General features: G+C 58.0%; 19 protein-coding genes, 1 other RNA gene and 1 pseudogene. 15 read left to right on the top strand and 6 right to left on the bottom strand.

The features are described from left to right. The first annotated feature begins 546 nt into the window (after positions 1-546). The 6 genes from epd to MYY08_RS14855 all read left to right on the top strand — a co-directional run bounded on the left by epd (position 547) and on the right by MYY08_RS14855 (position 6,663). Positions 547-1,566 carry an erythrose-4-phosphate dehydrogenase gene (gene epd / locus MYY08_RS14880; RefSeq protein WP_038624283.1) on the top strand — a complete coding sequence of 340 codons (1,020 nt, stop codon included), beginning with the start codon at positions 547-549 and terminating at the stop codon, positions 1,564-1,566. A 50-nt stretch (positions 1,567-1,616) separates the two neighbouring features. Further along, positions 1,617-2,780 carry a phosphoglycerate kinase gene (gene pgk / locus MYY08_RS14875; RefSeq protein ID WP_038624285.1) on the top strand — a complete coding sequence of 388 codons (1,164 nt, stop codon included), beginning with the start codon at positions 1,617-1,619 and terminating at the stop codon, positions 2,778-2,780. A gap of 96 nt (positions 2,781-2,876) precedes the next feature. After that, positions 2,877-3,956: a class II fructose-bisphosphate aldolase gene (gene fbaA / locus MYY08_RS14870; RefSeq protein WP_288014745.1), complete on the top strand. Its 1,080-nt coding sequence runs from the start codon at positions 2,877-2,879 to the stop codon at positions 3,954-3,956. Between the two features lie 181 nt (positions 3,957-4,137). Beyond that, positions 4,138-5,013, top strand: a complete 876-nt coding sequence (gene mscS, locus MYY08_RS14865; RefSeq protein WP_038624289.1) for a small-conductance mechanosensitive channel MscS — start codon at positions 4,138-4,140, stop codon at positions 5,011-5,013. Positions 5,014-5,140: 127 nt separating this feature from the next. Then, positions 5,141-5,764: an arginine exporter ArgO gene (argO, locus tag MYY08_RS14860; RefSeq protein WP_038624291.1), complete on the top strand. Its 624-nt coding sequence runs from the start codon at positions 5,141-5,143 to the stop codon at positions 5,762-5,764. Between the two features lie 173 nt (positions 5,765-5,937). Further along, entirely contained in the window at positions 5,938-6,663 is a 726-nt protein-coding gene (locus tag MYY08_RS14855) for an oxidative stress defense protein (protein ID WP_038624293.1), read from the top strand. Between the two features lie 44 nt (positions 6,664-6,707). Here the strand turns inward: MYY08_RS14855 and MYY08_RS14850 are convergent, their stop codons facing one another. After that, positions 6,708-7,619: a LysR family transcriptional regulator ArgP gene (locus MYY08_RS14850; protein ID WP_038624295.1), complete on the bottom strand. Its 912-nt coding sequence runs from the start codon at positions 7,617-7,619 to the stop codon at positions 6,708-6,710. Between the two features lie 190 nt (positions 7,620-7,809). On the opposite strand from MYY08_RS14850, the gene rpiA reads away from it, so the two are divergent. Both rpiA and serA read left to right on the top strand, forming a co-directional pair. Then, complete coding sequence (gene rpiA / locus MYY08_RS14845) at positions 7,810-8,469, top strand: ribose-5-phosphate isomerase RpiA (protein ID WP_038624297.1); 660 nt, start codon at positions 7,810-7,812, stop codon at positions 8,467-8,469. A gap of 281 nt (positions 8,470-8,750) precedes the next feature. Further along, positions 8,751-9,989, top strand: a complete 1,239-nt coding sequence (serA, locus tag MYY08_RS14840) for a phosphoglycerate dehydrogenase (RefSeq protein ID WP_038624299.1) — start codon at positions 8,751-8,753, stop codon at positions 9,987-9,989. 55 nt (positions 9,990-10,044) lie between these two features. Here serA and MYY08_RS14835 read toward each other — a convergent pair whose 3' ends face one another. The 3 genes from MYY08_RS14835 to zapA form a co-directional block, all read right to left on the bottom strand. After that, on the bottom strand, positions 10,045-10,638 hold the full coding sequence (locus MYY08_RS14835; protein WP_288014741.1) for a 5-formyltetrahydrofolate cyclo-ligase: 594 nt from the start codon (positions 10,636-10,638) through the stop codon (positions 10,045-10,047). A 109-nt stretch (positions 10,639-10,747) separates the two neighbouring features. Next, a non-coding RNA gene (ssrS, locus tag MYY08_RS14830) (6S RNA) lies at positions 10,748-10,931 on the bottom strand. A gap of 40 nt (positions 10,932-10,971) precedes the next feature. Beyond that, a complete protein-coding gene (gene zapA, locus MYY08_RS14825) occupies positions 10,972-11,301 on the bottom strand; it encodes a cell division protein ZapA (protein WP_038624303.1) in 330 nt (109 codons plus the stop codon). Between the two features lie 169 nt (positions 11,302-11,470). Here zapA and MYY08_RS14820 point away from each other — a divergent pair, with 169 nt between their 5' ends. From MYY08_RS14820 to gcvP, 7 genes are all read left to right on the top strand, one after another. Beyond that, positions 11,471-12,055, top strand: coding sequence for a YecA/YgfB family protein (locus tag MYY08_RS14820; protein ID WP_038624305.1), 585 nt, complete (start codon positions 11,471-11,473; stop codon positions 12,053-12,055). A gap of 48 nt (positions 12,056-12,103) precedes the next feature. Further along, a complete protein-coding gene (pepP, locus tag MYY08_RS14815; RefSeq protein WP_084970476.1) occupies positions 12,104-13,426 on the top strand; it encodes a Xaa-Pro aminopeptidase in 1,323 nt (440 codons plus the stop codon). Continuing rightward, positions 13,423-14,601, top strand: a complete 1,179-nt coding sequence (ubiH, locus tag MYY08_RS14810; protein WP_084970475.1) for a 2-octaprenyl-6-methoxyphenyl hydroxylase — start codon at positions 13,423-13,425, stop codon at positions 14,599-14,601. Before pepP ends, ubiH begins: the two co-directional genes overlap by 4 nt. 13 nt (positions 14,602-14,614) lie before the next feature. Continuing rightward, entirely contained in the window at positions 14,615-15,814 is a 1,200-nt protein-coding gene (gene ubiI, locus MYY08_RS14805) for an FAD-dependent 2-octaprenylphenol hydroxylase (RefSeq protein ID WP_038624311.1), read from the top strand. A 544-nt stretch (positions 15,815-16,358) separates the two neighbouring features. Next, entirely contained in the window at positions 16,359-17,453 is a 1,095-nt protein-coding gene (gcvT, locus tag MYY08_RS14800) for a glycine cleavage system aminomethyltransferase GcvT (protein ID WP_084970474.1), read from the top strand. Between the two features lie 21 nt (positions 17,454-17,474). Continuing rightward, positions 17,475-17,861: a glycine cleavage system protein GcvH gene (gene gcvH, locus MYY08_RS14795; protein ID WP_038624315.1), complete on the top strand. Its 387-nt coding sequence runs from the start codon at positions 17,475-17,477 to the stop codon at positions 17,859-17,861. 109 nt (positions 17,862-17,970) lie between these two features. Further along, positions 17,971-20,844, top strand: coding sequence for an aminomethyl-transferring glycine dehydrogenase (gene gcvP, locus MYY08_RS14790; protein WP_288014737.1), 2,874 nt, complete (start codon positions 17,971-17,973; stop codon positions 20,842-20,844). A 100-nt stretch (positions 20,845-20,944) separates the two neighbouring features. Here gcvP and MYY08_RS14785 read toward each other — a convergent pair. Together MYY08_RS14785 and MYY08_RS14780 are read right to left on the bottom strand one after the other, a co-directional pair. Beyond that, positions 20,945-21,475 (bottom strand): annotated as a pseudogene (locus MYY08_RS14785) (endonuclease/exonuclease/phosphatase family protein); the annotation flags it as partial. A gap of 15 nt (positions 21,476-21,490) precedes the next feature. Continuing rightward, a partial coding sequence (locus MYY08_RS14780) for an IS1 family transposase (RefSeq protein WP_001680212.1) occupies positions 21,491-21,615 on the bottom strand: 125 nt, incomplete at its 5' end.

Here is a 21,615-nt window from a genome sequence, read left to right as displayed (position 1 = left end):
ATTTAATAAGCCCCAACGGCTTTCCCATTCAAGACAATAGACCAGCAGAGCCAGCGCCCAGATTATCCAGACGCCCCAAAGCAGGTTGTAGTTCATAATGTCCTTTTACAGAACCTAAATATATTACGCAGCCATCGGCGTTTTTTTGCGTCAGGAATCATTTCCCGCAACAAAGCATCTTATATGGAGCGCCTCGCTTTCAGCGGCAGATGAGGCGGTTGTGCAGCAAAGAGTACCCGAAGCGATGCGTTTGATGAAAAAAAAAAAAGCATAGTGAAGCGTCACCATACTATGAGGCAGAGAAGAAACGGCGCTTCTCTCTGCAATTTTTATTCAAAATTGTGATCTGCGTCAGAAGTTTGTTTTAAGGGTTGATCGCTGTCATTTTAATTATTCCTGGTAACGAATATTCTCGCTGAAGCGTTTCAGTTAGCGCGGTTTCCCCCGTGCATGGCGGTTGACGCCAGTGGATTTTTCCCTGTACAAATCGTAGCGGCTGGCTCAGGCTATCGGCACGTTTTTTTCAGGTTCTGACGCAGGAATACTATGACCCTTCGCGTAGCGATTAACGGCTTTGGTCGCATTGGACGCAGCGTAATGCGCGCGCTGTATGAAACCGGACGCCGGGCGGAAATCAGCGTGGTCGCCATCAATGAACTGGCGGAATCCGCCGGGATGGCGCATCTGTTGAAATATGACACCAGCCATGGCCGTTTCGCCTGGGAGGTGCGTCAGGAGCGCGATCTGCTATGGGTCGGCGACGATACCATTCGTCTGCTGCATCAGGCGCGGATCGCCGATCTGCCGTGGCGCGAACTGAACGTCGACGTCGTGCTGGACTGCACCGGCATCTGGGGCAGCCGCGCCGATGGCGAAGCCCATCTGCAGGCGGGCGCGAAGAAAGTGCTGTTTTCCCATCCCGGCGGCGGCGATCTCGACGCTACGGTAGTGTTCGGCGTTAACGAACAGGCTCTTAAACAAACTGACCGCATTGTCTCCAACGCTTCCTGCACCACTAACTGCATCATTCCAATAATTAAGTTGCTGGATGACGCTTTCGGCATTGAATCCGGCGCGATTACCACTATCCATTCCGCGATGCACGATCAGCAGGTGATCGACGCTTATCACAGCGATCTGCGCCGCACGCGCGCCGCCAGCCAGTCGATCATTCCCGTGGATACGCGGCTGGCCGCGGGGATTGGCCGTATCCTGCCGCAGTTCCACGATCGCTTCGAAGCGATCGCGGTGCGCGTGCCGACGATCAACGTCACCGCGATGGATCTGAGCGTCAGCGTGCGGGCGGCGGTCACGGCCAGCGAGGTGAACGCGGTGCTGCAAAATGCCTCAGCGGGGGCTTTTAGTGGTATAGTTGACTATACGGAAATACCGTTAGTCTCGATCGATTTTAATCACGATCCGCACAGTGCCATAGTGGACGGCACGCAAACGCGGGTCAGCGGTCACCACCTGGTTAAGACATTAGTCTGGTGTGACAATGAATGGGGCTTCGCTAACCGGATGCTCGACACCACCTTAGCGATGGCCGCAAGCGGTTTCAGGTAAGACGCGGATGCGTCTGACAAAACTTATGAGAATCAACGAGAGGGTTCACCATGTCTGTAATTAAGATGACCGATCTGGATCTTGCTGGTAAACGCGTTCTGATCCGTGCCGATCTCAACGTACCGGTTAAAGAAGGGAAAGTGACGTCAGACGCGCGTATCCGCGCTTCTCTGCCGACCATCGAAGCCGCCCTGAAGCAGGGCGCGAAAGTGATGGTGACATCGCACCTGGGTCGTCCGACCGAAGGCGAATACAACGAAGAGTTTTCGTTGCTGCCGGTGGTTAATTACCTGAAAGAGAAGCTGAGCGGCACCAACGTGACGCTGGCGAAAGACTACCTGGACGGCGTGGAAGTGGGCGCTGGCGAGCTGGTCGTGCTGGAGAACGTGCGTTTCAACAAAGGCGAGAAGAAAGACGACGAAACCCTCTCTAAAAAATATGCGGCGCTGTGCGACGTGTTCGTTATGGACGCGTTCGGCACCGCGCACCGCGCGCAGGCTTCCACGCACGGCGTCGGCAAATTCGCGCCGATCGCCTGTGCCGGTCCGCTGCTTTCCGCCGAGCTGGAAGCGCTGGGCAAAGTCATGAACAACCCGGCTCGTCCGCTGGTTGCGGTGGTGGGCGGTTCTAAAGTCTCCACCAAATTCGACGTGCTGAACTCGCTGGTAAAAATCGCCGACACCGTGATCGTCGGCGGCGGCATCGCCAATACTTTCGTGGCGATCGACAACAAAGTCGGCAAATCTCTGTATGAGCCGGACTTCGTTGAAGCGGCGAAAGGCCTGCGCGATCAGTTCGGCATTCCGGTGCCGACCGACTCCCGCGTAGGCACGGAATTCTCTGAAACTGCGACCGCGACCGTGAAAAAAGTTAACGAAGTCGCCGACAACGAAGAGATTATGGACTTCGGCGATGAAACGGCGCAGGCGATGGCGAAAGTGCTGAAAGAGGCGAAAACCATCCTGTGGAACGGCCCGGTAGGCGTGTTCGAATTCCCGAACTTCCGTAAAGGCACCGAAATCATCGCTAACGCGATCGCCGACAGCGAAGCCTTCTCCGTTGCAGGCGGCGGCGATACGCTGGCAGCCATCGACCTGTTCGGCATCGAAGATAAAATTTCCTATATCTCTACCGGCGGCGGCGCGTTCCTTGAGTTCGTGGAAGGCAAAAAACTGCCAGCGGTCGCGATGCTGGAAGAGCGCGCGAAACAGTAACTTTTGGGGCAGGGCGCAGGCCCTGCCAGAACGTATTGCCCAGCTTATGACATGGGCGTGAATCCGTAACACGGCCGACGAAACAGGACAAAACAGATGTCTAAAATTTTTGATTTCGTAAAACCAGGCGTTGTCACCGGTGATGACGTACAGAAAGTGTTCCAGGTAGCGAAAGAGAACAAATTCGCTCTGCCCGCTGTAAACTGCGTGGGCACCGACTCTATCAACGCCGTACTGGAAGCTGCCGCTAAGGTAAAAGCGCCGGTTATCGTTCAGTTCTCTAACGGCGGCGCCGCGTTCATCGCCGGCAAAGGTTTTAAATCTGACGAGCCGCAGGCTGCCGCTATCGCCGGCGCTATCGCTGGCGCGCACCATGTTCACCTGATGGCTGAAAAATATGGCGTGCCGGTTATCCTGCACACCGACCACTGCGCCAAGAAACTGCTGCCGTGGATCGACGGCCTGCTGGACGCGGGTGAAAAACACTTCGCCCAGACCGGCAAACCGCTGTTCTCTTCTCACATGATCGACCTGTCTGAAGAATCTCTGGAAGAAAACATCGAAATCTGCAGCAAATATCTGGCGCGCATGGCGAAGATGGATATGACCCTGGAGATCGAACTGGGCGTGACCGGCGGTGAAGAAGATGGCGTGGACAACTCCCATCTCGACAGCTCCGCGCTTTACACCCAGCCGGAAGATGTAGACTACGCCTACACCAAGCTGAGTGAAGTGAGCCATCGTTTCACCATCGCCGCTTCCTTCGGCAACGTTCATGGCGTTTACAAGCCGGGCAACGTAGTGCTGACGCCGAAAATCCTGAGAAACTCTCAGGAATATGTTTGCCAGAAACACAACCTGCCGCACAACGCGCTGAACTTTGTATTCCACGGCGGTTCTGGTTCTTCTGCGGAGGAGATCAAAGAGTCTATCGACTACGGCGTGGTCAAAATGAATATCGATACCGACACCCAATGGGCGACCTGGGACGGTATTCTGCAGTACTACAAAAAGAACGAAGGCTATTTGCAGGCTCAGCTGGGCAACCCGGAAGGCGAAGATAAGCCGAACAAGAAGTTCTACGATCCGCGCGTTTGGCTGCGTGCCGCACAGTCCTCTATGGTTGTGCGCTTAGAACAGGCGTTCAAAGAGCTGAACAACATTAACACGCTGTAATCGGCGAGTTGCTTATAAAAGGCCCTGCGGGGCCTTTTTTACGTTTATTGTGTCAAAAATGTAACGTTTTTCGTCAGTTACTTGGCGAACAGGAAATATATTGTTTACCCTTTGTGAATGGTTCGTCAGTTCCCGCTGACGGTTGTCGTTACTTTTTTGGGAACCACAACAGGGTGGATAAATGGAAGATTTAAACGTGGTCAACAGTATTAACAGCGCGGGCGGTTGGCTGGTGCATAACCAGGCGTTGCTGCTGAGCTATGCGGTCAATATTGTCGCCGCCATTGCCATCATTATTGTCGGGATGCTCATCGCCCGCATTATTTCTAACGGCGTGAACCGTCTGCTGCTGGCGCGGCATATTGACGCTACCGTGGCGGATTTCTTGTCGGCGCTGGTGCGCTACGGCGTTATCGCCTTTACGCTGATCGCGGCGTTGGGGCGCGTTGGGGTGCAAACGGCGTCGGTGATCGCCGTACTGGGCGCCGCCGGTCTGGCCGTTGGTCTTGCATTACAGGGATCGCTCTCTAACCTGGCTGCTGGGGTGCTGCTGGTGACTTTCCGTCCGTTCCGCACCGGCGAGTTCGTCGATCTCGGCGGCGTCATGGGCACCGTACTCCATGTGCAGATCTTCTCCACCACGCTGCGCACCGGTGACGGCAAAATCGTCGTGGTGCCTAACGGTAAGATTATTGCTGGCAACATCGTTAACTTCTCGCGTGAGCCGGTGCGCCGCAACGAGTTCGTTATCGGCGTGGCGTATGATGCCGACGTGGATCAGGTGATCGCTCTGCTGCGTGAAGTCGTAGACGCCGATCCGCGCGTGTTGCAGGATCGCGGCGTACAGATCGGCCTGAACGAACTGGCCGCCTCGTCGCTTAACTTTGTGGTGCGCTGCTGGAGCAACAGCGGCGATCTGCAGGATGTCTACTGGGATCTGATGAAAAACTTCAAGCGCACGCTGGATGCGCACGGCATCGGCATTCCTTATCCGCAGATGGATGTGCATCTGCACCAGGTAAAAACTGCCGAGGCCGAAACGGCGAAGGCGCAATAAGCTGACCGGGCGGGAACTTTCCCGCCCGTTTCTATTAGCCCTGCTGATACCCGATTAGTTCTTTCCATTTCCCCCCGCCGATCCGTCGCTATACACTCCTTCGCCATGCTTATCAGGGAGAAAATGTATGTTATCCGTCTATCTTCAGGGCGTTGCGTTAGGCGTCGCGCTGATCCTGCCGCTGGGACCGCAGAATGCGTTTGTACTGAATCAGGGGATTCGTCGCCAGTATCATGTGATGACCGCGGCGCTCTGTTCGCTTAGCGATATTATTCTGATCTGCGCCGGCGTCTTCGGCGGCAGCGCGCTGCTGAATCAGTCGCCGCTGCTGCTTAATCTGGTCACCTGGGGCGGCGTGGCGTTTCTGCTCTGGTACGGTTGGGGCGCGCTGCGCACCGCCTTCAGCGCCAATATCAGCCTGGCCAGCGACCAGATAAAGCAGCAGAGCCGCTGGCGGATTATCGCCACGCTGGCGGCGGTCACCTGGCTGAACCCGCATGTTTATCTGGATACCTTTGTGGTGCTGGGCAGCCTGGGCGGGCAGCTGCCCGCCGAAGCGCGACGCTGGTTCGCGCTCGGCACCGTCAGCGCTTCCTGTCTCTGGTTCTTTAGCCTGGCGCTGCTGGCGGCCTGGCTCTCGCCGCGTCTCAGCACCGTCCGGGCGCAGCGCGTCATCAATCTGTTCGTCGGCCTGGTGATGTGGGTTATCGCTTTCCGGCTGGCGATGCAGGGGCTGGCCGGTTTCCACTGAGCGGCAGAATAATTAAACGGGGCGGGGCGGCAAAAAAAGAAACTTTTGCCAGAATAAAAACTCAGAGGAACACGCATGTCATCGTCCGCGTGCTTGTGGCAGGCTTGCGTCATCGTCACAGCGGCGCGGCATAGCGCCCCGTTAATTTGTTTTGTCTTCAAGGAGGACCGTTCGTGAAACTGAAAGCACTGGCACTGGCTGCCATGATGGGATTAGGCGCCGGATCGTTGGCGGCGCATGCCGATGAGCTGCCTGGCGGACCGCATATCGTGACATCCGGACAGGCCAGCGTCGACGCGCGTCCCGATATTGCTACGCTGGCTATCGAAGTCAACGTCTCTTCAAAGGATGCCGCCGAAGCGAAAAAACAGGCTGACGATCGCGTTGCCCAGTATTTCGATTTTCTGAGTAAAAACGGTATCGAGAAGAAAGATATCGATGCGGCCAATCTGCGCACTCAGCCGGAGTATGACTACACCAAAGAAGGCAAGTCGGTGCTGAAGGGCTACCGCGCGGTGCGTCAGGTGCAGGTGACGTTACGCCAGCTGGATAAGCTGAACGACCTGCTGGATGGCGCGCTGAAGTCGGGACTGAATGAAATCCGCTCCGTAGAGTTGGGCGTGGCGAACCCGGACGATTACAAAGCGAAAGCGCGTCAGGCAGCGATTGAAAACGCCACGCAGCAGGCGGCGGCGCTGGCGCAGGGCTTTAACGCCAAGCTGGGGCCGGTATACAGCGTGCGCTACCATGTCGCCAACTATCAGCCGATGCCGATAGCGCGCATGTATAAAGCAGCCGACGCGGCGCCGATGGCCTCCGCCGCGCAGACCTATGAGCAGCAGAGCATTCATTTTGACGATCAGGTGGATGTGGTGTTTGAGCTGCAACGCAATCCATAAAGCGAAAAGGCGACGCCAGGTCGCCTTTTTTACATCGTTGTTCCTCAGCCGGGAACCGTCTCATCTTCCTGACGCAGCACGCGATGGCCGTGCGCCAGCAGCGCGTCGGTTACCTTGCGCATCAGGCGGCTTTCCGGCGCGAAGCGGTGCCAGTAAAGCATACGGCGCTGATAGAGGCCCGGCGTCAGATCGATCAGCTCGCCGCTGGCCAGCTCCCTTTCAATCTGCAAATGCGGGATCATACAGCAGGTCGAGCCCTGGCGCGCCAGCTGCACAAACGCCTCGGACGAGTTAACGATATGGCAGGGAACGCTGCCCGGCGACAGATCGAAATTCTGTTGCAAAAACGCCTGATGCATATCATCCAGATGGTCGAACGCCACCGCCGGCGCTTTCAGCAGCGCGGAGCGGGTGACGCCGTTGGGAAAATAGCGCGCGGCGAACTCGCGCGAGCCGACAAACAGATAGTCGAGCGCGCCAAGTCGATCGACCAGACAGCTGGGCAGCGGCTGCGGCTGGATACTTACCGCGCCCACGACTTCGCCGCGACGCAGCCGTTCCTGAGTACGGGTTTCATCTTCAACCTGCAAATTAAGGCGCACCGGCGAATCGGTCAGCACATCCTTTAGCGCGGGCAGCAGCCAGGTCGCCAGACTGTCGGCGTTCACCGCCAGCGACAGCAGCAGCGGGGTGGTGCCGCCGTTTTCATCGCCCAACCACTCATCCTCCAGTAGTTCGACCTGATGCAGCAGCGCCAGCAGCTTCTGTCCCTGCTCGGTCGGACGCGGCGGAACGGTGCGCACCAGCAGCGGCTGGCCGAACATATTTTCCAGCTGCTTAATGCGTTGCGACACCGCTGACTGGGTAATACATAATTTTTGCGCCGCGCGTTCGAAGCCGCGTTCGCGGATCACAGCATCCAAAGCCTGAAGCGTTCGATAATCGGGTCTTTTCATTGTTATTGTGGCTCTCCTTCAGGTATGGGTAAGGCACTATGCCATAAAATTCACGCTTTGCACCTTATGCGCGGTCATCAATCTGTGGGCTGTCTTACAAAGCGGCAAATCGCCGTGCGGCGAACGCGCACTTTAATCCGCGCTTGTTTTATACTACGCGCACACCATTAGCACAGGTTTTAAACATACCATGACGCAGGATGAACTTAAAAAAGCAGTAGGCTGGGCCGCGCTGGACTATGTCACGCCGGGCACCATCGTCGGCGTAGGCACGGGGTCCACCGCCGCCCACTTTATTGACGCGCTCGGCTCGATCAAACATCAGATTGATGGCGCGGTCTCCAGCTCCGAAGCTTCCACGCTGAAGTTAAAGAGCCTCGGCATTCAGGTATTCGATCTCAATGAAGTGGACTCGCTGGCGATCTACGTTGACGGCGCGGATGAAATCAATCCGCAGATGCAGATGATCAAAGGCGGCGGCGCGGCGCTGACGCGCGAGAAGATCGTTGCGGCGGTGGCGGAGAAGTTTATCTGCATCGCCGACGCCTCGAAACAGGTGGATGTGCTGGGCCGCTTCCCGCTGCCGGTCGAAGTGATCCCGATGGCGCGTTCTTATGTGGCGCGCGAGTTGGTGAAGCTGGGCGGCCTGCCTGAGTATCGTCAGAACGTGGTGACCGACAACGGCAACATTATTCTCGACGTGCATAATCTCAGCATCGTCAATCCCACTGAGCTGGAGCGCACCATTAACGCGCTGCCCGGCGTGGTGACCGTGGGCCTGTTCGCCGCGCGCGGTGCGGATGTGGCGTTGATTGGCGGCCCGGACGGCGTTAAAACTATCACCAAATGATCTTGCTGGCGCGTCAAGGCGCCAGTTATTTCTTGTCGAAAAACATCTTTTCTCTGGCTGGCGTAATTTGGTGACTTATGTCACATAACGGTAACGCGCAGCATTATCATCCTGCCTGCGCCGTCGTTGCCATCATAATCTGCCGTATCTGTTGTTCTCGCCCCCCAGCCATGCTGAGCGGCAGGCAATCGTTTGTATTGCCGCGCGCGTAAATTTTGATATTTTGGCAGAAGGCTGGCTTATCACAGCCCCATCTGAAGTCTGCAAAATAGGGTCGGGAAATGGCAAAAGTATCACTGGAGAAAGACAAAATTAAGTTTCTGCTGGTGGAAGGCGTCCACCAGAGCGCGCTGGATAATCTGCGCGCGGCAGGTTACACCAATATTGAATATCACAAAGGTGCGCTCGACAGTGACGCGCTGAAAGCGTCCATCCGCGATGCGCACTTTATTGGCATTCGATCCCGTACTCAGCTGACTGAAGAAATCTTCGCCGCGGCGGAGAAGCTGGTGGCCGTGGGCTGCTTCTGCATCGGCACCAATCAGGTGGACCTGAATGCGGCGGCGAAGCGCGGCGTGCCGGTATTTAACGCGCCTTTCTCCAATACCCGCTCGGTGGCGGAGCTGGTGATTGGCGAACTGCTGCTGCTGATGCGCGGCGTTCCGGAAGCTAATGCCAAAGCACACCGCGGCATCTGGAACAAACAGGCGGCGGGTTCGTATGAAGCGCGCGGCAAAAAACTCGGCATCATCGGCTATGGCCATATCGGCATGCAGCTGGGCGTGTTGGCGGAAAGTCTGGGCATGCATGTCTTCTTCTACGATATTGAAAACAAGCTGCCGCTGGGCAACGCCACGCAGGTGACGCACCTTTCCGACCTGCTCAATATGAGCGACGTGGTCAGTCTGCATGTGCCGGAAACGCCGTCGACCCAGAATATGATGGGCGCCGAGGAGCTGGCGCTGATGAAGCCCGGTTCGCTGCTGATCAACGCCTCGCGCGGCACGGTCGTGGATATTCCGGCGCTGTGCGGCGTGCTGGCCAGCAAACATCTGGCGGGCGCGGCGATTGACGTATTCCCGGAAGAACCGGCTACCAACAGCGATCCGTTCAGCTCTCCGCTGTGCGAGTTTGATAACGTTATTCTGACGCCGCATATTGGCGGATCGACGCAGGAAGCGCAGGAGAATATCGGCATTGAAGTGGCGGGCAAGCTGGCGAAATATTCGGACAACGGCTCTACGCTCTCCGCCGTTAACTTCCCGGAAGTCTCCCTGCCGATGCACGGCGAGCATGTCAGCCGCCTGCTGCATATCCATGAAAACCGCCCAGGCGTGCTGACGGCGATCAACCAGATTTTCGCGGAGCAGGGCATCAACATCGCCGCGCAGTATCTGCAAACCACGCCGGCGATGGGCTATGTGGTGATCGATATCGACGCGGAGCAGGATGCGGCGCATAAAGCGCTGGCGTCGATGAAGGCGATCCCCGGCACCATGCGCGCGCGCCTGCTTTACTGATTGAGATAAGCGCTCTGGTTGTTGTTTACACGCCGTCCTGTCTCAGGGCGGCGTTTTACTTTTCCCACTGCCAGAAATGCGAAGGGGTCAGAATCGCCGGTAACGGCACATCCCAGTCGGCGCACGGCAGCTTCTCAACCTGCTGGCAGTCATGCGCCAGCCCTATCGGCAGAAACCGATGCCGACGCCAGTTCTGCAAGGTGCGATCGTAAAAGCCGCCGCCCATGCCGAGCCGTTGTCCCTGGCGATCGAATGCCACCAGCGGCACGAACATTACATCCAGTCGATCGAGCGGAATCAGGTTCTGTATATCAAGCGGGGGTTCGGGAATTCTCAGACAGTTCTGCGTCAGCACGGTTTCCGGCGTGTAACGGATAAACAACAGATTGCCGGGCGAAAAGGGGTGCAGAACGGGCAGATAAACCTGCTTATGATGCTGCCAGAGCCGGGCGATAAGCGGGCGGGTATTAAGTTCGCCGTCAACGGAGAGAAACAGGGCGATATGCTGCGCCTGATCCACCGGCGCCACGTTTAGCGCATGTTCGGCAACGCTGTCCGCCGCCAGGGTTTGCTGTTCAGCGCTCAGCCCGCGCCGCAAATGACGGACGTGAGTACGGATAACCTGGCGATCGAGCTGAGAGTGAGACATGGGATTTTCCTGCGCCTGCGGGTGTGTTGCGACTATACACAGCAGAGGCAAGCAATTTCAACCCGTCGGCAACGCGCCGGGAAAAGCAACAACGAAAGGGATAAAGAAGGGAATCTCCGAGATGCCGCCGTAGGCTGTAACCCTTGAACCCTTGGTTCAAGGTGAACATGCCGTCGCAACCATTAGGCTTCCCGGACGGACCGGGCATGCTCACAGGTTACGGAGCGTCACATTCTGTTTGTTTGAAATATCGGCTCAGGGGACTGGCCCACTTGCAAACATCTCAGAGAAATTTGACCTCACCGCCACTGTATCACAGTTGGCCGCAAAGTATTATTCGAACTTCGCACCCTGGCGTTCAGTTATACGACCCTGCTCAAGCAGCGCTTGTTCAATGGTCTGTTGCAACATGCGAATGCGTTGTTCCATGTTAGCAGCGTAGTCTCGGGTTTTCACCTTTTCCTGCGCCAGCTCATGGCAAATGTTCAACGCCGCGATGAACACCAGTTGCTCTGTATTTGTGACTCTAGTGCGAACTTTCAGATCTTGCAACCGCTGATTAAGATCTTCCGCCGCCGCATTCAGCGCATCTTGCTGTTCAGGCGGACAATTCACGCGCAATGAACGTCCAAAAATCTGAATATCTACCGGTTGTGCAGACATGCCACCTTCCTGACTGATTACTGCGCCCGCATCGCTCTGAACCTGCTCCGGCTCAGAAGGGGCGCCACTATATCGACCCTTGTGTGAAGAAACAAGCCCTTTCTGGAAACCCCAAGGCACCTGGTGGTAGCATATCACGAACTTAATCCGCCAACGATGATGAATGCGTATGTCTACAGATAACACACAGCCGGGCTATCAGGCGCTGGCGTCCGCTCTTAGCCAACAGGGCGTGGGAATGACACCGGCTGAAATGCATGGCCTGATCAGCGGCATTGTCTGCGGTGGCAATAAAGATCACAGCTGGAAAACGCTGGTTCACGATCTGACCAACGAAGGACTGGCGTTCTCTCAGTCGCTGTCCCAGCCGCTGCAGGCGCTGCACGGCCATATTCAGGACACGCTGGAAGAAGAAGGCTTTCTGTTCCAGCTGATGCTGCCCGATGAAGAAGAGAGCAGCGTCTTTGAGCGTGCTGACGCGCTGGCCGGCTGGGTGAACCACTTCCTGTTGGGGCTGGGCGTAACGCAGCCTAAACTGGATAAGGTAAAAGGCGAAGCTGGCGAAGCCATCGACGATCTGCGCACCATCGCTCAGCTTGGCTATGATGAAGAAGAAGACGATCGCGAAGAGCTGGCGCAGTCGCTGGAAGAAGTGATTGAGTATGTGCGCGTGGCGGCCTTGCTGTGCCACGAGACATTCAACCCGCCGGAGATGCCGACCGCGCCGGAGATGAAAAAACCGACGCTACACTGATCGTTTTGCTATCGCCGCGCGACGGCCTCACTCAGGGAGAAGATACGGATGATTACGCTGGATACTTTTTTGCAGCGCCGCCAGAGGCTGCTGGCGAGTATGGCACCGGGCAGCGCGGCGCTGATTTTCGCCGCGCCGGAGGTCACGCGCAGTGCGGACAGTGAATACCCTTACCGTCAGAACAGCGATTTCTGGTACTTCACCGGCTTTAACGAGCCTGAAGCGCTGCTGGTGCTGATTAAAAGCGACGACACGCATAATCACAGCGTGCTGTTTAACCGCGTGCGCGATAAACAGGCGGAAATCTGGTTCGGCCGTCGTCTGGGACAGGAGGCGGCGCCGGAGAAGCTGGGCGTCGATCGCGCGCTGCCGTGGGATGCGCTGGATGAACAGCTACATCAGCTGCTGAACGGCCTTGATGTGGTCTATCATGCGCAGGGCGAATATGAATTTGCCGATCGCATCCTGTTTAGCGCGCTGGACAAGCTGCGTCGCGGCTTCCGGCAGAACCTGACGGCGCCGGACACGCTGACCGACTGGCGTCCCTGGGTGCATGAAATGCGGCTGTTCAAAGATCCCGAAGAACAGGATATTTTGCGTCGCGCCGGGAAAATCAGCGCTATGGCCCATACACGGGCGATGCAGACCTGTCGGCCCGGCATGTTTGAATATCAGCTCGCCGGGGAAATTCACCACGAGTTTACCCGCCATGGCGCGCAGCACCCTTCCTACAACACCATTGTCGGCGGCGGCGACAACGCCTGCATTCTGCATTACACCGAAAACGAAAGCGAATTGCGCGATGGCGATCTGGTGCTGATCGATGCGGGCTGCGAATTCCACGGTTACGCAGGCGATATTACCCGCACTTTTCCGGTGAATGGCAAATTCAGCGCGCCGCAGCGCGCGATTTACGACATCGTGCTGGCCTCGCTCTACAAGGCGCTTGCGCTGTTTCGTCCCGGCGTCAGCATCCGTCAGGTGAACGAAGAGGTCGTGCGCGTCATGGTGAGCGGGCTGGTCGAACTTGGCGTGATGCAGGGCGACGTCGAACAGCTGATCGCGGAAAATGCGCACCGGCAATTTTTTATGCACGGGCTGAGTCACTGGCTGGGGCTGGATGTGCATGACGTCGGTAACTACGGCACGCCGGATCGCGGTCGTATCCTGGAGCCGGGCATGGTGTTAACCGTCGAGCCGGGACTCTATATCGCGCCGGACGCCGACGTGCCGCCGGAATATCGCGGCATCGGCGTGCGCATTGAGGATGACATCCTGATTACTGAACAGGGCAATGAAAATCTTACCGATAGCGTAGTGAAAGACGCTGACGCTATCGAAGCGCTGATGGCGGCAGCGCAACAGGCATGAGCGTGATCGTTGCCGGCGGCGGCATGACGGGCGCAACCCTGGCGCTGGCGATCTCTCATCTTACTCAGGGCGCACTGCCGGTAACGGTTATTGAGGCGGTCGCGCCGGGAGACCGCGCGCATCCAGGCTATGACGGACGGGCGATCGCGCTGGCGGAAGGCACCTGCCAGCAGCTGGCGGGCCTTAACCTCTGGCCTGCGCTGGCGAGCTGCGCCACGCCGATTACCCATGTGCACGTTAGCGATCGCGGGCACGCCGGTTTTGTGAATATCGACGCCGCCGATTATGGCGTCGCGGCGCTGGGCAATGTGGTTGAGCTGCATGAGGTGGGCAACCGGCTCTATCAGCTGCTACGCAAAGCGCCGGGCGTGACGCTGCGCTGCCCGGAAACGGTCAGCCGGGTTGAGCGGCGGCAGGATGGCGTCAGCGTCACGCTGGCGAGCGGCGAAAAGCTGGATGGACAGCTGCTGGTGGCGGCGGATGGTTCCCGTTCGCATATCGCCGCCGCCTGCGGCATTCAGTGGCGCAGCGAGGATTACCAGCAGATCGCGGTTATCGCCAACGTGACGACGCAGATCGCCCATCAGGGGCGGGCGTTTGAACGTTTCACGCAACACGGGCCGCTGGCGCTGCTGCCTATGTCGAACGGCCGCAGTTCGCTGGTCTGGTGTCATCCGCCGGAAGCGAAAACACGCATCGACGGCTGGAGCGACGCGACCTTTTTAGCGGAGCTGCAACAGGCGTTCGGCTGGCGGCTGGGGCGTTTTACCCATGTGGGGCAGCGCCACAGCTATCCGCTGGCGCTGCAAATGGCCAGCCAGACGGTCGCGCATCGGCTGGCGCTGGTGGGCAACGCGGCGCAGACGCTGCACCCGATCGCCGGACAGGGCTTCAATCTCGGCATGCGCGATGTTATGTCGCTGGCGGAAACGCTGGCGGCGGCGCATCGCGAGCGGCAGGATGCGGGCAGCTTCGCCGTGCTGCAGCGCTACGGACAACGACGCGCAACCGATCGTGACGCCACGATCGGCATAACGGATGGGCTGGTGCGGCTGTTCGCCAACCGCTACCTGCCGCTGGTCGTTGGGCGTAATCTCGGCCTGATGACAATGGATAATTTACCCTGGCTGCGCAACCGCCTGGCGGAGCGGACGCTGGGCTGGGTAACGCGCTGAAAAGAGGATTTCAATGCAAACTTATGATGTGGTGATCGCCGGCGGCGGTATGGTTGGCCTGGCGGTCGCCTGCGGCTTACAGGGCTGCGGGCTGCGTATCGCGGTGCTGGAGAAAGCGGCGCCGGACGCGTTTAACCCCAACGAACCGCACGGACTGCGCGTTTCCGCCATTAACGCGGCCAGCGAGCGTCTGTTACAGCATCTTGACGTCTGGTCAGCGATTCTGGCGCTGCGCGCCAGCAGCTATCACGGTATGGAAGTATGGGATCGCGACAGCTTTGGCCGTATTGAATTTGATCAGCCCCAGGGCGTCAGCCATCTTGGCCATATCATTGAAAACCAGGCGATCCACCAGGCGCTCTGGCAGCGCGCGCAGCAGCTGAGCGATATCACGCTGCTGGCGCCGGCGCAGCTGCAACAGGTCGCCTTCGGCGATAACGAAGCCTTTATTACGCTGGAAGACGGCAATATGATGAGCGCCCGGCTGCTGATCGGCGCCGACGGCGCCCACTCGTGGTTGCGCAGCAAAGCCGATATCCCGTTAACCTTCTGGGACTACGACCATCATGCGCTGGTCGCCAATATTCGCACCGAACAGCCGCATCAGGCGGTAGCGCGTCAGGTGTTCCACGGCGATGGCATCCTGGCGTTTCTGCCGCTCAGCGATCCGCATCTCTGTTCAATCGTCTGGTCGCTGTCACCGCAGGAAGCGACGCGGCTACGTGATATGCCCGCCGAGCTGTTTAACCAGCAGCTGTCGGTGGCGTTTGATATGCGTCTGGGGCTATGCAAGGTAGAGAGCGAACGCCAGACCTTTCCGTTGATGGCGCGCTATGCCCGCCAGTTTGCCGCTCACCGGCTGGCGCTGGTCGGCGACGCCGCGCATACCATTCATCCGCTGGCGGGGCAGGGCGTCAACCTGGGCTTTATGGACGCCGCCGAGCTGACAGGCGAAATCCGCCGCCTGCATCAGCAGGGCAAAGATATCGGTCAGCATCTCTATCTGCGTCGCTATGAGCGTACGCGCAAGCACAGCGCCGCCGTGATGCTGGCAAGCATGCAGGGCTTTCGTGAGTTGTTTGCCGGCAATAATCCGGCGAAAAAGCTGCTGCGCGACGTCGGCCTGCGGCTGGCGGACAACCTGCCTGGCGTGAAGCCGCGCCTGCTGAAACAGGCGATGGGGCTGCACGATCTGCCGGAATGGCTGCGCTGATATCTTTCTCATTGCGCTGAGACATCTCTTCAATAAGGGCCGAAAGGTCCTTTTTCATTTTTGCGCCATGCCTGTTGCCCTCACGCATCTTTTCTCTAAGCGTATTGAAGGCGTTGGGGTGCTCAGCCCCGCCCTGACGCGACGTTATTCGAGGCTCCAACGCGATTCGCACCATTTTGAGGCGCGCGCACGCTTTTCGCGCGCTCATTTGAATTATTCTAATTTCACTCCCTGCTTCGCATTACTTTTGCTCATGAGTAAGTCTTTTCTGTGCCGGGCGATTTTCACGTTATTTATCCGCTGTCTGGTTTTTAAACGGCTTTGTTGCGCGTCTGTTGTTTGTTATGTGCCTTATGACGCATTTTTGTAGTCAAAAATTCTGCACAATCCCAAAGACATCGGACGATGCCGACGCCGTTTCGCCCCTGTTTAGCTTATGGTTAAAACCGGCGTTCAGTGGTAACGTCAGGGCAAAGAGAACGTTTGCGTCGGACGTTTTAGCCACATTTAGCGTCTACCCAACCCGTTAACGCACAGGAATGTTATGAAGCAGACTCCTTTGTATGAACAGCATCAGGCCTGCGGCGCCCGCATGGTCGATTTCCATGGCTGGATGATGCCGCTGCACTACGGCTCGCAGATCGATGAACATCATGCGGTGCGTCAGGATGCCGGCATGTTTGATGTCTCCCATATGACCATTGTCGATCTGCGCGGCGAGCGCACCCGGGAATTTCTGCGCATCCTGCTGGCCAACGACGTTGCGCGTCTGACGCAGCCGGGCAAGGCGCTCTACAGCGCGATGCTCAACGCATCGGGCGGCGTGATTGACGATTTGATTGTTTACTTTATGACCGAAGAATGGTTTCGCCTCGTGGTTAACTCCGCTACGCGCGACAAAGATCTGGCGTGGATCGGCGAGCATGCGCAGCCGTTCGGCGTCACGTTGCAAGAGCGCGACGATCTGGCATTGATCGCCGTTCAGGGACCGCAGGCGCAGCAGAAAGCGCAAACGGTCTTCAGCGACGCGCAGCGCCAGGCGGTAAGCGGCATGAAGCCCTTTTTCGGCGTCGAGGCGGACGGTTGGTTTATCGCTACCACCGGTTATACCGGCGAAAGCGGCTATGAAATCGCGTTGCCGAACGCGCAGGCCGCCGGGCTGTGGCAGCGCCTGCTGGCCGCTGGCGTGAAGCCCGCCGGGCTGGGCGCGCGCGATACGCTGCGTCTCGAAGCGGGCATGAATCTTTACGGTCAGGAAATGGATGAAGGCGTCTCGCCGCTGGCGGCGAATATGGGCTGGACGCTCTGCTGGGAGCCGACCGATCGCCAGTTTATTGGTCGGGAGGCGCTGGAATTGCAGCGTGAAAAAGGTACCGACAAGCTGGTGGGCCTGATCATGACGGAGAAGGGCGTGCTGCGTAATGAACTGCCGGTGATGTTCACCGACGCGCAGGGCAACTTGCACCAGGGCGTTATCACCAGCGGCTCCTTCTCGCCCACGCTGGGCTACAGCATCGCGCTGGCGCGCGTGCCGGCAGGCATCGGCGAACGCGCTATCGTGCAAATTCGCAACCGGGAAATGCCGGTAAAAGTCACCAAACCTATTTTTGTCCGCGCCGGTAAGCCGGTCGCTCAGTAACTATTTCAGGAGAATGCGGCGATGAGCAATGTGCCAAACGAATTAAAATATCGTGAAAGTCATGAGTGGGTGCGTAAGGAAGCGGACGGCACTTATACCGTAGGCATTACCGAACATGCGCAGGAGCTGTTGGGCGATATGGTCTTTGTCGATCTGCCGGACGCGGGCGCCAGCTTCGCCGCCGGAGATGACTGCGCCGTCGCCGAATCGGTCAAGGCCGCCTCTGACATTTACGCGCCGCTGAGCGGCGAAATCGTCGCGGTAAACGCCGATCTGGAAGCGTCGCCGGAACTGGTGAACAGCGATCCTTACGGCGCAGGCTGGCTGTTCCGCATCAAGGCGAGCGATGAGTCCGAACTGGAACAGCTGCTGAACGCCGAAGGCTACCAGGCCGCTATCGACGAATAACTTCAGGCGGGCCGTCCGCGCGCAGTCAGGCGCGGGCGGCTCTCTTTACGGGCCGCGACAGACGACTCGTTATCACCAGCCGTAGCCAGCTCTTCAGGATTGACGATTCATGACTCAGACACTCAGCCAGCTTGAACATACTGGCGCCTTTATCGAACGCCACATCGGCCCGTCTCCCGCGCAGCAGGAAAGCATGCTGCAGGCGATCGGCGCCAGCTCGCTCAATGCGTTAATCACCAGCATCGTGCCGGCCGACATTCAGCTGCCGGGGCCGCCCGCTGTCGGCGATGCGCTGACGGAACATCAGGCGCTGGCGGAACTGAAAGCGATCGCCAGCCGCAACCAGCGTTTCAAATCTTATATCGGCATGGGCTATACGCCGGTGCTGACGCCGCCCGTTATCCTGCGCAACCTGCTGGAAAATCCGGGCTGGTATACCGCCTATACCCCTTATCAGCCGGAGGTGTCGCAGGGCCGGCTGGAGGCGTTGCTGAACTTCCAGCAGCTGACGCTGGATCTGACCGGGCTGGATATCGCCTCCGCGTCGCTGCTGGACGAAGCGACGGCGGCGGCGGAAGCGATGGCGATGGCCAAACGCGTCAGCAAGCTGAAGAACGCCAACAAATTTTTTATCGCCGAGGATATTCATCCGCAGACGCTGGACGTCGTGAAAACCCGCGCGGAGACCTTCGGCTTTGAGCTGATTATCGATAAAGCGGAGCGCGCGCGCGATCATGACGAGCTGTTCGGCGTGCTGCTGCAACAGATCGGCACCACCGGCGAAGCGCATGACTACAGCGCACTCATCGCCGATCTCAAGGCGCGCAACGTCGTCGTCAGCGTGGCGGCCGATTTTATGGCGCTGGTGCTGCTGGAGGCGCCGGGCAAGCAGGGCGCGGATATCGTCTTCGGTTCCGCCCAGCGTTTCGGCGTGCCGATGGGTTATGGCGGGCCGCACGCCGCCTTCTTCGCCGCGCGCGATGAATACAAGCGTTCGATGCCGGGGCGCATTATCGGCGTCTCGCGCGACGCCGCGGGCAATACCGCGCTGCGCATGGCGATGCAGACGCGCGAGCAACATATTCGTCGTGAAAAAGCGAACTCCAATATCTGTACCTCGCAGGTGCTGCTGGCCAATATTGCCGGTTTCTATGCCGTATTCCATGGCCCGGAAGGACTGAAGCGCATCGCCGGGCGCATCCATCGCTTGACCGATATTCTGGCCGCTGGCCTGAAGCAGGGCGGCCTGACGCTGCGCCATCAACACTGGTTCGATACCCTTACCGTTGAGGTAAACGATAAGGCGGCGGTGCTGGCGCGCGCGCTCAGCTTCGGCGTTAACCTGCGTACCGATATCCATCATGCGGTCGGCATTACGCTGGATGAGACTACCACGCGGGAAGATGTCGCCACACTGTTCGTGATCCTGCTCGGCGACGAGCATGGCCTGGATATTGAGGCGCTGGATAACGCAGTCGCAGCCAACAGCGGCTCAATTCCGACGGCGCTGCAACGTCAACAGCCGCTGCTGACGCATCCGGTTTTCAACCGCTATCACAGCGAAACCGAGATGATGCGCTACATGCACAGTCTGGAGAAAAAGGATTTAGCGCTTAATCAGGCGATGATCCCGCTCGGCTCCTGCACCATGAAGCTTAACGCCGCCGCTGAGATGATTCCGATTACCTGGCCGGAATTCGCCGAACTGCATCCGTTCTGTCCCGCCGAGCAGGCGGGAGGCTATCTGCAAATGATTGCCCAGCTGTCGCAGTGGCTGGTGCAGCTCACTGGTTATGATGCGCTCTGCATGCAGCCTAACTCCGGCGCGCAGGGCGAATACGCCGGTCTGCTGGCGATCCGTCGCTACCATGAAAGCCGTGGCGAAGGCGAACGCCATATCTGTCTGATCCCCAGCTCCGCCCATGGCACCAACCCGGCGTCGGCGCAGATGGCCGGCATGTCGGTAGTGGTGGTAGCCTGCGACAAGCAGGGCAATATTGATCTGCACGATTTGCGCCAGAAGGCGGAGCAGGCGGGCAAGGCGCTCTCCTGCATTATGGTCACCTATCCTTCTACGCACGGCGTGTATGAAGAGACGATCCGCGAAGTCTGTCAGATCGTTCATCAGTACGGCGGCCAGGTTTACCTCGACGGCGCTAATATGAACGCGCAGGTCGGCATCACCACGCCGGGCTATATCGGCGCCGATGTGTCTCACCTGAACCTGCATAAAACCTTCTGCATTCCGCACGGCGGCGGCGGTCCGGGCATGGGGCCGATCGGCGTCAAGGCCCACCTGGCGCCGTTTGTGCCGGGCCACAGCGTGGTGCAGATTGACGACATGCTGACGCAGCAGGGTGCGGTTTCCGCCGCGCCGTTCGGCAGCGCCTCGATTCTGCCGATCAGCTGGATGTACATTCGCATGATGGGCGCGGAAGGGCTGAAGCAGGCCAGCGCCGTCGCTATCCTTAACGCGAACTATATCGCCAGCCGTCTGCAATCGGCTTATCCGATCCTTTATGCCGGACGTGATGGCCGCGTGGCGCACGAGTGTATTCTCGATATTCGTCCGCTGAAAGAGCAGACCGGCATCAGCGAGCTGGATATCGCCAAACGCCTGATTGATTACGGTTTCCACGCGCCGACCATGTCGTTCCCGGTGGCGGGCACGCTAATGGTAGAGCCGACCGAGTCAGAAGGGAAAGCGGAGTTGGATCGCTTTATCGACGCGATGTTGGCGATCCGCATGGAGATCGATCGTGTGGCGGATGGCGAATGGCCGCTGGAGGATAACCCGTTGGTCAACGCGCCGCACACCCAGCAGGAGCTGGTGGGCGAGTGGTCGCATCCTTACAGCCGCGAGCTGGCGGTCTTCCCGGCGGGCAGCGATAACAAATATTGGCCGACGGTGAAGCGTCTGGATGATGTATTCGGCGACCGTAACCTGTTCTGCTCTTGCGTGCCGATGAGCGAATACCAGTAATCGCGTTGGGCTGCGCCTGCACTATCAGGCGCAGCCGGTTGTTACATAAGGCGTAAAATAAGAAGGGTTTGCCAGCAAACCCTTTTTTATGAAAAACGTTTTATTGTTCCTGGAGTTCCAGTTCAGCAATTAGCGGTAAATGATCGCTGGCGGCCGCCCAGTTGAACCCCTCTTTTTCATCAGGAACATTAAGTCCCTTAACGTTCCACTTCTGCCCTTTAAACGTAAAAATATGGTCAAGGTCCAGAGCAGGATTGATAGCGGGCCAGGTTCGAAGATCGACGTCGTTTTTAACGACCGGATTCCAGAAATAATTGATTTCTTTAACCGGCTGTTCGTTTGCCGTGGAGTTAAAGTCACCCGCCAGAATTTTGACTGCGGAAGCGATATTGGCGAAATCGGAAGGCGCATCGCCTATGCTCAGGTCAAGCAGATAACGCGCCTGGTTAAGGCGCACTTCGGGGTTCTTCTGCCAGTCCAGGTGCGTGGTCATAACGATAACCGGCGAATCAAAGCCGGGTACAGCAAGTTGCGAGATCAAAACAACACGCTGCTCCGCTTCGCCGGAAGGCAAATTAATCACCTGGGATTTATCTATTTTATATTTCGACAATAAACCAACGCCATATTCGGTAATGACTCCAACTTATTGATAGTGTTTTATGTTCAGATAATGCCCGATGACTTTGTCATGCAGCTCCACCGATTTTGAGAACGACAGCGACTTCCGTCCCAGCCGTGCCAGGTGCTGCCTCAGATTCAGGTTATGCC

The sequence above is a fragment of the Mixta sp. genome (assembly GCF_024610815.1).
Lineage (GTDB): Bacteria > Pseudomonadota > Gammaproteobacteria > Enterobacterales > Enterobacteriaceae > Mixta > Mixta calida.
The sequence above is the reverse complement of the archived record's forward strand: the minus strand, read 5'-3'. Positions and strand labels throughout refer to the sequence as shown.

Bases quoted from the DNA above. Each gene is read 5' to 3' on its own strand.
- ubiI (WP_038624311.1), top strand. From the start codon at position 14,615: ATGCAAACTTATGATGTGGTGATCGCCGGCGGCGGTATGGTTGGCCTG.
- serA (WP_038624299.1), top strand. From the start codon at position 8,751: ATGGCAAAAGTATCACTGGAGAAAGACAAAATTAAGTTTCTGCTGGTG.
- gcvH (WP_038624315.1), top strand. From the start codon at position 17,475: ATGAGCAATGTGCCAAACGAATTAAAATATCGTGAAAGTCATGAGTGG.
- zapA (WP_038624303.1), bottom strand. From the start codon at position 11,301: ATGTCTGCACAACCGGTAGATATTCAGATTTTTGGACGTTCATTGCGC.
- argO (WP_038624291.1), top strand. From the start codon at position 5,141: ATGTTATCCGTCTATCTTCAGGGCGTTGCGTTAGGCGTCGCGCTGATC.
- MYY08_RS14820 (WP_038624305.1), top strand. From the start codon at position 11,471: ATGTCTACAGATAACACACAGCCGGGCTATCAGGCGCTGGCGTCCGCT.
- pgk (WP_038624285.1), top strand. From the start codon at position 1,617: ATGTCTGTAATTAAGATGACCGATCTGGATCTTGCTGGTAAACGCGTT.
- fbaA (WP_288014745.1), top strand. From the start codon at position 2,877: ATGTCTAAAATTTTTGATTTCGTAAAACCAGGCGTTGTCACCGGTGAT.
- MYY08_RS14835 (WP_288014741.1), bottom strand. From the start codon at position 10,638: ATGTCTCACTCTCAGCTCGATCGCCAGGTTATCCGTACTCACGTCCGT.
- pepP (WP_084970476.1), top strand. From the start codon at position 12,104: ATGATTACGCTGGATACTTTTTTGCAGCGCCGCCAGAGGCTGCTGGCG.
- mscS (WP_038624289.1), top strand. From the start codon at position 4,138: ATGGAAGATTTAAACGTGGTCAACAGTATTAACAGCGCGGGCGGTTGG.
- rpiA (WP_038624297.1), top strand. From the start codon at position 7,810: ATGACGCAGGATGAACTTAAAAAAGCAGTAGGCTGGGCCGCGCTGGAC.
- epd (WP_038624283.1), top strand. From the start codon at position 547: ATGACCCTTCGCGTAGCGATTAACGGCTTTGGTCGCATTGGACGCAGC.
- MYY08_RS14850 (WP_038624295.1), bottom strand. From the start codon at position 7,619: ATGAAAAGACCCGATTATCGAACGCTTCAGGCTTTGGATGCTGTGATC.
- gcvP (WP_288014737.1), top strand. From the start codon at position 17,971: ATGACTCAGACACTCAGCCAGCTTGAACATACTGGCGCCTTTATCGAA.
- ubiH (WP_084970475.1), top strand. From the start codon at position 13,423: ATGAGCGTGATCGTTGCCGGCGGCGGCATGACGGGCGCAACCCTGGCG.
- gcvT (WP_084970474.1), top strand. From the start codon at position 16,359: ATGAAGCAGACTCCTTTGTATGAACAGCATCAGGCCTGCGGCGCCCGC.